General features: G+C 35.3%; 6 protein-coding genes. 4 read left to right on the top strand and 2 right to left on the bottom strand.

All coding sequences use genetic code 11. From position 1 onward, the window contains the following. Nucleotides 1-187 precede the first annotated feature (187 nt). The 3 genes from HMPREF9402_RS08865 to HMPREF9402_RS08855 all read left to right on the top strand — a co-directional run bounded on the left by HMPREF9402_RS08865 (nucleotide 188) and on the right by HMPREF9402_RS08855 (nucleotide 6738). Nucleotides 188-4774, top strand: a complete 4587-nt coding sequence (locus tag HMPREF9402_RS08865) for a PolC-type DNA polymerase III (RefSeq protein ID WP_009607161.1) — start codon at nucleotides 188-190, stop codon at nucleotides 4772-4774. 134 nt (nucleotides 4775-4908) lie between these two features. Further along, entirely contained in the window at nucleotides 4909-5658 is a 750-nt protein-coding gene (locus tag HMPREF9402_RS08860; protein ID WP_006783761.1) for a hypothetical protein, read from the top strand. 117 nt (nucleotides 5659-5775) lie between these two features. Next, nucleotides 5776-6738: an alpha/beta hydrolase gene (locus tag HMPREF9402_RS08855; protein WP_009607159.1), complete on the top strand. Its 963-nt coding sequence runs from the start codon at nucleotides 5776-5778 to the stop codon at nucleotides 6736-6738. Here the strand turns inward: HMPREF9402_RS08855 and HMPREF9402_RS08850 are convergent. Both HMPREF9402_RS08850 and HMPREF9402_RS08845 read right to left on the bottom strand, forming a co-directional pair. After that, a complete protein-coding gene (locus tag HMPREF9402_RS08850; protein WP_009607160.1) occupies nucleotides 6721-8013 on the bottom strand; it encodes an MFS transporter in 1293 nt (430 codons plus the stop codon). The two genes, HMPREF9402_RS08855 and HMPREF9402_RS08850, sit on opposite strands and share 18 nt — an antisense overlap. Before the next feature lie 129 nt (nucleotides 8014-8142). After that, nucleotides 8143-9936 carry a M3 family oligoendopeptidase gene (locus HMPREF9402_RS08845; protein WP_006783758.1) on the bottom strand — a complete coding sequence of 598 codons (1794 nt, stop codon included), beginning with the start codon at nucleotides 9934-9936 and terminating at the stop codon, nucleotides 8143-8145. Between the two features lie 167 nt (nucleotides 9937-10103). Here HMPREF9402_RS08845 and HMPREF9402_RS08840 point away from each other — a divergent pair, with 167 nt between their 5' ends. Next, nucleotides 10104-11021, top strand: coding sequence for a manganese-dependent inorganic pyrophosphatase (locus HMPREF9402_RS08840; RefSeq protein WP_006783757.1), 918 nt, complete (start codon nucleotides 10104-10106; stop codon nucleotides 11019-11021). Nucleotides 11022-11030 lie beyond the last annotated feature (9 nt).

The raw sequence follows: 11030 nt of genomic DNA, 5'->3' as shown, positions 1-11030 counted from the left end.
ATTATAGAACCTTTATATTCCTAGGTATAATAATGAAGTAATGGCAGAAATTATAGGAGTTAGTAAGCGGTTAAGGCCATTCGACATAACGATTTTTTTAGTGAAAATAGTTAGAAAAAATGATAAAATGAATAAGTTGCAATTTATAAGATAAATTGAAAGTAATGATTTAAAAGGGGGGAAACCCATGCAAAAACAAATGGAAATTTTGCTAGAACAAATTCAATATCCTGATCATCAGCTTTTTTTATTTGAGCAAAAGATGATTGAAAAGGTGGATGCCCTACGAAAAAACCAAGAACTGATTTTTCACTTAGTATTTGATACACCCTTAGTTCCAGCAGCTTTTTATGAATTTTATTCCCGTTTTGATCAAACGTTTAGTAAAATTCAAACGATAAATCAAGCTTCTTTTTTAATTAGATATTTAAGTCAGCCGACTGAAGAACAAATATTAGAATATTGGCCACTTATGATTGAATATTTAAGTCGTCAAGATTTATTAATTCGTTGTTTAGAAAGCTTTTCAGTTAAGGTTCAGACAAATGAGTTACACATTGAAGTGAAAGATGAGCATTATTATAACGAAATTGAACAAAAGTATGCCAATAACATTTTAAAGGCGTATGAGCGTTTTGGATTTGGATTACAGACAGTAAAACCTGTTTACTCTGCTAATGCCAAGTCAGACGCTGATATATTAGCAGAACGAGAAACGACGATGCCACAAATTGTTGAAGTACCTAAACCAGTGGAAGCCCCACCAGTGGAACAGCCTAAACCAAGCTATCGAAGTGAAAGCTATAGTGGAAGCCGTGGAGGTTATAGTCGTAAGGAACCTGAAGTGACAGATACTTCAATCGGTGGTCCAATTAATGGAAATCCGATGAGTTGTAAAGAAATTGACGATGAAATGAGTCGCTGTATTTTAGAAGGTTATATTTTTGATGCAGAATCACGCGACATTCGAAATGGTGAAATGTTACTCGTGACGGCGAAGTTTACGGATTATACCGATTCCATTTATATTAAAATGTTTGCCAAGTCAGCTGAAACAAAGAAAATGGTACCTAAACTTTTAGCAAAAGGTAACTGGGTTCGTGTCAGTGGGAAAATTCAATTTGATACGTTCTCAAAAGAGTTATCAATGATGGTAAATGCGGTGAATGTCATTGATGCCAAAACAGAGCCGAGAAAAGATTTGGCGCCGGAGGGTGAAAAGCGTGTTGAATTACACGTTCACTCTAAGATGAGTGCCATGGACGGCGTAACAGATATTGGTGATTATATTAAACAAGCTGCGAAATGGGGTCATAAAGCGATTGCCTTAACGGATCATGGAGTCGTTCAAGCCATTCCAGATGCCTATCATGCCGCGAAAAAAAATGATATTAAAATTATCTATGGAGTGGAAGGATATTTAGTTGAAGATGAACCCTTATTAGCTTGGAATGAGAAATCGATTCCGTTAAATGATGCCACGTATGTTGTTTATGATGTCGAAACGACTGGGTTCTCAACGAACTATGATGTGATTATCGAAATTGCAGCTGTCAAAATTAAAAATGGAACGATTATTGATGAGTTTTCTGACTTTGCTAATCCACATCGAAAATTATCTTTAAAAACGATCGAATTAACGCATATATTACAAAGTGATGTTGATAATGCTCCGGAGCTTGAGGATGTCATGAAACGCTTTAAAGAATGGTCGGAAGATTGTATTTTAGTCGCTCATAATGCGGCATTCGACATGGGACATTTAGAGCAAACATATAAACGTTTTAATTTAGGAGTTTGTGACAATCCTGTTCTGGATACCTTAGCTTTAGCGCGTGTCCTTTATCACCATCAATATGGAGTGTATTGGAACTATGCAACAGATGCGACCATTGATGAAAAATTTAAACGTAAGATGAAGCGATTTAACTTAAAAGCTTTATCAAAATTCTTTAAAGTTGATTTAACCCAACATCACCGTGCCATTTACGATGCGCGTGCAACGGGTCAGGCATTTATTCTAATGCTTCGTGATATTTTAAAATTAGACATTAAAACGCATGATGAAGTCAATCAGTTAGTCGATAAAGAAACCTCGTTTAAACTTGATCGAACAACACATGTGACGATTTTGGCGCAAAACCAAGTTGGATTTAAAAATTTATTCAAAGTTGTGTCGCAATCGATGACGTGCGATTTATATGGACAGCCACGTATTCGAAGAAGTTATTTACAAGCTCATCGAGAAGGATTGTTAATTGGTAGTAGTTGTGTAAATGGTGAGGTCTGGGAAAGTGCATTAAATAAGCCATATGAAGACTTACAAGAAAAGGCGAAATTTTATGATTATTTAGAAGTACAGCCACCCGAAGTTTATTCACATCTCATTGATCAAAACTCAAAAGAGATGGCTCAGTCCATTATCGAGACGATTAAAACGATTATAAAAGTGGGTGAAGAGTTAAATATTCCAGTGTGCGCAACCGGAGATGTTCACCATTTAAATCGTGAAGATAAACTTTATCGTCAAATTTATACGCGCACACCAATGATTGGAGGAGGACGCCATCCTCTAAATCATCCAGATATTAAAGAAATTCCAAGTATGCATTTTAGAACAACAGATGAAATGTACCATGATTTTAGTTTTTTAGATGAGGCGAAACAAAAAGAAATCATTGTCACTAATCCGAATGCAATTGCTGATTCTTGTGAAATGATAAAAGCGATTAAAGATGAATTGTTCACGCCTGCTGATGATTTCTTAAAAGATAAAGGGATTCCAAGTATCAAGGACCGTTTAACTGAAATGTGTTATGAAAGAGCACATGAGTGGTATGGGGAAGAATTACCTCAATATGTGCTTGATCGTTTAATTAAAGAGTTAAATAGTATTATCGGAAATGGATTTGCCGTTATTTATTATATCTCGCACATGCTTGTAAAAAAATCATTGGATGATGGTTATCTAGTAGGATCACGTGGTTCGGTTGGATCGTCTTTTGTTGCAACTTTGACAGATATCACAGAGGTTAATCCGCTATCACCGCATTACCGTTGTCCAAACTGTTTATTTGCGGCTTTTAAAATGAACGAAGAGGAGAAACAACGCTATGGAATCCGACCAGAGGAAGAAGCATTCCAAGACATTTTAGCAAATGCTGAATCTGGTTTTGATTTACCAGATGCAACTTGTCCACATTGTGGCACTAAGATGCGAAAAGATGGACATGATATCCCGTTTGAAACCTTCCTTGGATTTAAAGGAGATAAAGTACCTGATATCGATTTAAATTTCTCTGGTGAATATCAGCCAGTTGCCCATTTATATTGTCGTGAAGTGTTTGGTGATGACTTTGCGTTCCGTGCTGGAACGATTGGTACCGTTGCTGAAAAAACAGCCTTTGGTTATGTTAAAGGATTCCTTGAAGATACCAATCGTGAAATGCGAACGGCTGAAATTGAACGAATGGCTAAAGGATGTGAAGGGGTTCGTCGTACATCAGGACAGCATCCGGGTGGGATTATTGTTGTTCCTAACTATATGGATATCTATGATGTGACACCGATTCAATATCCAGCTGATGATCCAACAGCAGAATGGAGAACCACACATTTCGACTTCCACTCAATTCATGATAATTTATTAAAACTCGATATTCTAGGGCACGATGATCCGACGGTTATTCGTTATTTACAAGATATCTCAGGTATTGATCCAAAAGATATTCCAACGGATGATCCTGAAGTTTATAAATTATTCTATTCAACAGAATCATTAGGGGTAACGCCAGAACAAATTCGTTCGACAACGGGTTCTTATGGGGTTCCTGAATTTGGGACACCGTTTGTTCGTAATATGTTAGAAGATACCAAACCGAAGACATTTGCCGAATTAGTTAAAATTTCAGGGCTATCACATGGAACTGACGTTTGGTTAAATAATGCGGCAGATTTAGTTTCCGGAAAATATGATAAGTTTGGAAAAGTTGAATTCAAAAATGTTATCGGATGTCGTGATGATATCATGGTTTACTTAATGTATGGTGGACTTGAACCTGCCTTAGCGTTTAAAATCATGGAGTTTGTTCGTAAAGGATTAGCGAGTAAAAATCCAGATGGATGGAAAGAATTTGAAGAAGAGATGCGTAAGCATAAGATTCCAGAATGGTATATTTGGTCATGTGGTCAAATTAAGTACATGTTCCCAAAAGCCCACGCGACAGCTTACGTTTTAATGGCCATTCGTATCGCGTGGTTTAAAGTTCATCATCCTATTTATTATTACTGTGCTTATTTCTCAAAACGTGCAGATGTTTTTGAAATGGAAACCATGATTAAAGGACCTGATGCCATTCGTAAACGTTTAGATGAAATTGAAGAAAAAGGGTTTGACGCAACACCAAAAGAGAAAAACTTAGTGACCATTTTAGAGATTGCATTGGAGATGACAGAGCGTGGTTTCTACTTCCAAAACTTCAATATCGAAGAATCAAATGCCGTAGATTTTAAAATTTCTGAGGATGGAAAATCACTCATTCCGCCATTTACGGCATTAGATGGTTTAGGAGAAAACGTGGCAAGACAAATTGTGGCTGCAAGGGAAGAAGCGCCGTTTGTAACCATAAAAGAAGTCCAACAACGTGGAAAAGTTTCTAAAGCCTTAATTGAAAAATTACAATTAATGAATGTTTTTGGAGATATGGAGCTTGGAAATGATAAACCAGCTAAAGCAGCAACGCAACCGCCAAGCAATCAATTAACTTTATTTTAAATGCAAAAGAGACTAGATATTAAATCTAGTCTCTTTTTTAAAGAAAAATATATTGTAAATATATTCATCCTTGCTCATAAATTCCCGATTCTAACTCATACTAACCGTATAAATGATGAAAGGAGAAGATTTGGATGTTTATGGATACGATGACTCCTCCAGCTATTGAGGCGTATATAGAAGTACAGACCCCCTATATCTTCGATATGAAGCTTGGAGATGTAACAGGTGATCAAGTTGATGATTTTATTTATTTAGCAGGAAGTAAATCAAGTCCAGATGCGATTTATCAAGAGGATTTGACACTTTTTATTGTAGATGGGATTACGAATGAAACAATCACACAAGTTTTACCATTAAAAGGAGGATATGGGGGAATGCTTTTTGTCGGGGATTTTAATCAAGATTTTATTGAGGATGTCTATGTATCGGTTAGTTCTGGTGGAAGTGGCAATATTAACTATTATTATTTATATAGTTTTAGAGAAAAAACGCCTATTCAATTGTTTGATTATGAAAAATTTAATGAAGAAACTCAATGGCAAGTGACGTTCCAAGACGGATTTAAAATCGAATTAACCAATGGGTTTAATCAAACGTTTAGATTGGATGTATCTAAAAAAGATTTACAATTATTATCTAAGTACTACAATCCGGATGGAAGCGTTAAGGGAACGATTAAAGGCGAGGTATTACCGCTCGGGGGATTGGCACCGATCATTACTCCACTAGGGAATGGAACTTACGATTTAGTGGCTTCGCAACGCATAATTGGAATTGCAACAGTTGATGATTTTGGTGTGATTGAAACCTATTTAACGTTTAAAGGACAACGTTTTAATCCATATGAAATTGTGGTGGGAGATCATCAATTTTTTAAATAAAGTGTATGAAAAGGGTATAAAACAATTGATTCATCTATTATGAACGTCTTAAGTAGTTGGAATACGTCAAGAAATATGGTACAGTATAGATATGAAAGATGAAAGGGGCCACATTTCTTGAAAGTTCAAATGGTAGATGGTCAGGATATAGAACTCTATATTTATGAACCACATGCAGATATTCGAACACGTGGAGTGATTCAACTCGTACATGGCTCATGCGAACACGCCGGTCGTTATGAAGCATTTATTAATTATTTAACAGATAAAGGATACATCGTTTATGCGAATGATCATCGAGGTCATGGTAAATCTGTTTCATCACCAGAGGACTATGGTTACTTTGGAGAGGAAGATGGATGGCAGATGATGGTGGATGACTTAAAGAGTATTAATGATTTAATTCATGCTCACAATCCAGAATTGCCAATTGTCATGCTTGGACATAGTATGGGATCTTTTCTCGCAAGACATTATGCGATTGATTATGGTGAAACGATTAATGGATTGATTTTATCTGGGACGGCACATAATCCGAAATTTTTGCTTAAGATAGGCCAATTTGTATCACGCCTAGCAAAACGATACCAAGGATCTAAACATCGAAATAAATTAATTAATCAGTTATCTTATGGAACATTTAATCGTAATCTTCCCAATGCTAAAACGGCTAGTGACTGGATTTGTTATGATGAAGAAGTCGTACGTGAATTCGTCGCCGATTCGAGTTGCGGATTTATTTTTACCAATGCCGGATTTTATGATTTATTTACGGGATTATTGTATATAACAGATGATAAAAACATTGAAAAAATGCCACATGATTTACCTGTTTTATTTATCTCGGGTGAGGATGATCCTGTAGGTGAAGAAGGTAAAATGGTAAAAAAAGCATTTCATGCAATGCAAAAGGCACAGCTAATCAATGTTCAGATAAAATTATATCCACAGATGCTTCATGAAATCTTAAATGAAAAAAATAAGTTAGAAGTTTATGAAGATATCTATAACTGGTTAGAAACAAATATAATAAAAAAGTCGTCTAATTCTAGACGACTTTTTTTATGTTTGAATTTTTAAGAAGAGACTTAGTTTTCCCCCTTTTTTATAACCGATAAAACTCGTTAAGATCCCCATTAAGGAAATAATAAAAAAGATATTAAAACTTAATTTAAATTGTTCAGCGCTATAATGACGAATATTATTAACGATACTTCCATTAAAGTTAAAATCTAGTGTGAACCCAATAAATTGTGTCACAAGGGAACTAGCAATAAATTCACCAGCATTGATGACGCTACTGGCTAAACCACTATGTTTTGAATCGCAATAAGAGGTAATATCGGTAAAGGATAAGATGTGAGAGGTCGCCAAAAATCCCATTGAAAAAAATAAAAAAGGAAGAATCCAAAGAGGCGGGTTACCATTTACCCAAAATAAAAAATAAAACCAAATGAGCGAGATTCCCAGACAACAGAAACGTTGACAAACTGGGATATTTCCTTTAAATAATATTAACAATTTAGAAATAAAAAGAGAGCCTATGATCAGACCTAGTAAAATAAAGGAAATATAAAAGGAAGCGTGAGTTGAATTAATGTGATAGACGGTTGTTAAATAATTAATTCCCCAAACACCACTTAAAGCAGTGGTACATCCAACCAGTGTAAATAATGAGAAAAAGTTACGCCAAATCGCTTTATTTTTAAAAGTTGATAAAATCGCCTCCTTAAGTTCCAGTTTGGTTTGTCCTGGCTGTGAACCTAGTGGTGCATATCCGTAATTGGTTGGGGAATTAGAAACAAAGAAGTAGATTAGAATGGAAATCATGAGGCATAAAATTCCTGTCCCAATCATAGAAAATCGCCATCCTATCAAACCAATTAATATCGAAAGCGGAAAGGTAGCGGATAATCCACCAGCATTGCCAATGAAAGAAAGGAATCCTGATACTTTGACAAAGTCGTTTTTTGAAAACCAAATGGATTGTGCTTTTAAAACAGAGATAAAAATAACAGAGGTTCCAAGTCCGATTAGTAGGCGACCTAAAAAGGCTAAGGATAAATAAGGCGTCAATCCTAATAAGATGGATCCTATTCCTGTTATGAAGATTCCGATGCCGCTTACTTTACGATAACCGTAGTAATCCAGTAACAGGCCAGCAGGAATTTGCATGAGGGCATAAGTGTAGAACGTAACCGATGCGATTTGGCTAATTTCCGATGCGGTTGCATTTAGATCATAGCTTAAATAAGGTGAGATAACCCCCATTGCACCTCGATGAAACAGAGATAGAACAAAAGAAAAGGCTAAAATAATCCAAATTCTCCACTTGTAAAACTCATAACTTCTCATTAGAATTCTCCTTTTAAAACTAAATCAAATAACCCATTCATTATCAGTCATTGAGGTTTAAAAATCAAGTAGTCTATTCCAAAAATTAACAAATTAAAAGGCCCTATAAAAAATAGGGCTTCGGCTTAATTATAATAGAGTGGGATATTTCTTTTTGGCAAGCTCTTTAAATGTTTGAATGTCATCTGTAATAAGTTTTAAAGAGGTTTGCCAAAATTCTTTTTTCGTTAAATCGATGTCTACGGTTCTGGCAATCTCTTCGGCTGAATTTTTACCAGTAATAGATAAAAGCTGTTCATAAGATTTTACAAACTCACTTCCAACTTCTTGATATTTAGCGTATAAACCTTTAGCAAATAGTAAACCAAACGCATAAGGGAAATTATAGAAATTCGCTGAAGCATCATAATAATGAGGTTTGCATGCCCACATATAAGGATGAAGAGATTCAAAATCGAGGCCATTTCCATAGGCTTCTTTTTGTGCTTTAATCATCATGTCTTGTAATTCTTTTGAACTAATAGAACCTTGTGCTCGTTCTTTAAATAATTCAGTTTCAAATAAATATCGACTATAGATATCGACAATAATTTGAGTTGAGTCCGTTAATTCAGTTTCTAAAATTCTAAAAATTTCATCATCTGTTCCATTTTTAATCGCAGCTTTTTTGATAATGGTTTCACAGAACGTTGAAGCTGTTTCAGCCACAGGCATAGGGTAACTTGAATTTAAGCTACTTTCTTTTGTTAAGCATTCGCCGTGAAATCCATGTCCAAGTTCGTGAGCAAGCGTCACAACGTCACTAAATTGATCTCCATAATTTAATAAGAAACGACTTTGCTTAATCCAATGAAGATTTGAACAAAAAGCACCGCCAACTTTTCCTTGTTTTGGATAAACATCAATCCAGGCTTCATCAATCGCTTTTTTGGCATAATTGGCTAATGTATCAGAGAACGTGCTAAATTGTTTTAATACAAATTCAGTTCCTCTTTCGTAGTCAAAGGTTTGAGGTTGGTCACAAACGGGAGCGAATAAATCGTAAAAAGGTAATCCACCTTTATGTCCAAGTAAAGAGGCCTTGAGGCGAAGAAATTCTCGGAATTTAGGTAAACTTTCCTCGATGGCTTCAAGCATGGCATCTAGTGTTTGGCGAGTCATTCTTGATTTTATTAACGTCTCATCAAGAGGGGATTCATATCCTCGTAAGGTAGCAGTTGTAATGACTTCTCCTTTAATGTTACTCAGACAAGCCGCTAATGAATCTTCTACTTTTTCATAGGCTTTTAACTCGCATTCATAAGCACTTTTTCGGACTTCGGCACTAGGGTCATGAGCCAGATTTCTTGCCATGGCTAATGGCATTGATTTGACTTCGCCATTTAATTCAACCTCAACTATGAGCTGCGAGGTAATGGTATCTTTTAGCTTAGCCCACGCAATTGATCCTGTATTTTGCATTTTCGCAATAATAGATTCTTCGTTATCACTTAATAAATAGTGACTGAAGCGTTGTAATTCTTTAAAGAAAAAGGTGTGGGCTTCAAGATTAGCATCGGTTTTAAGTAAAGTATCAAGATCTTTTAAATTGCCAATCCAATGATTAAGAACCGTATCACTTTTCGCAAGGGAGCTTGATTTTTCATTGAGCACATCAGAATATTTTAAAGCTGATTTATTCGTTGTATCAGTACTTAAAGTGAGCGAGCAATAAGAAAAAAGACGGCCAAATAAGTCGTTAAGCTCCTGTTGAAAATTTAAATATTGAAGTAGTAACGTTTTAGTCTCTTGTGTTGAATTTGAAATTTGATTGGCAAAATGATTATAGGATTGGGTTAATTCATCAACTTTTTTGAGGTCATTTAAAAAATTCTCACTTTCAAATGACTCGTATAGTGCGGTTAAATCCCATGTTGTTTTCAAAACTAGTCCTCCTTTTTTGATGAAGATGAATCCTCAATACTTTTAGTCTAGTCTGAATTTGATAAAATATAATTGAAAAGTTACGAATTTAGTGTAAAAGGCGATGAGTTTTTGACGGTTTTAGTGTAAAATAAGAGAAGTGAAAATGCAGAAGGAGGAATGAATCAATGGCTACATTAGTATTCGGACATAAAAACCCAGATACAGATTCAATTACATCTACTTTAGTCATGACAGACTTACAAACAAAATTAGGACATGACGTAATGGCTTGTCGTTTAGGTGACGTGAACAAGGAAACTCAATATATTTTAAATCACTTCCAAATTGAAGCACCAAAATTAATTGATGCTGTAACTGAAAATGACGAAGTCATTTTAGTGGACCATAATGAATTTAATCAAAGTGCAGATGGAATCGAAAAAGCTCGCATTAAAATGGTAGTGGATCATCACCGTTTAGCAAACTTCCAAACATCTGAACCTTTATTCTATCGTGCGGAACCTGTTGGATGTACGGGAACAATTCTTTATAAAATGTATAAAGAAAATGGAATTGAAATTGAACCAACAATGGCTGGATTAATGGCAAGTGCGATTATCTCAGATTCATTATTATTCAAATCACCAACATGTACTCCAGAAGATGAAAAAGCATGCCGTGAGTTAGCAGAAATTGCAGGACTTGATGTTGAAGTTTATGGACTTGAAATGTTAAAAGCTGGAACAGATTTATCTGATTACTCTGCTGAACAATTATTAGGAATCGACTCAAAAGTCTTCCCAATGGGAACATCTACTGTTGAGATTGCTCAAATTAACACAGTTAGTATCGAGGATATGATGACTCGTAAAGCAGAGTTAGAAGAACAAATGAAAGCAATTATTGCACAAAAAGGATTAAATCTATTTGTGGCAGTTATCACGGATATCTTAAATAGTAACTCACAAGTTATCACATTAGGAGATCGTACAGATATCGTTGAAAAAGCATTTAATGTTGAATTAGTCGATAACACAGCCTTATTAGCAGGTGTTGTTTCACGTAAAAAACAAATTGTTCCTTTCATGGATCGTAATGCTTAATTTTCAAAT

Source organism: Turicibacter sp. HGF1, assembly GCF_000191865.1.
In the GTDB taxonomy this organism is placed as follows: domain Bacteria; phylum Bacillota_I; class Bacilli_A; order MOL361; family Turicibacteraceae; genus Turicibacter; species Turicibacter sanguinis.
The sequence above is the reverse complement of the archived record's forward strand: the minus strand, read 5'-3'. Positions and strand labels throughout refer to the sequence as shown.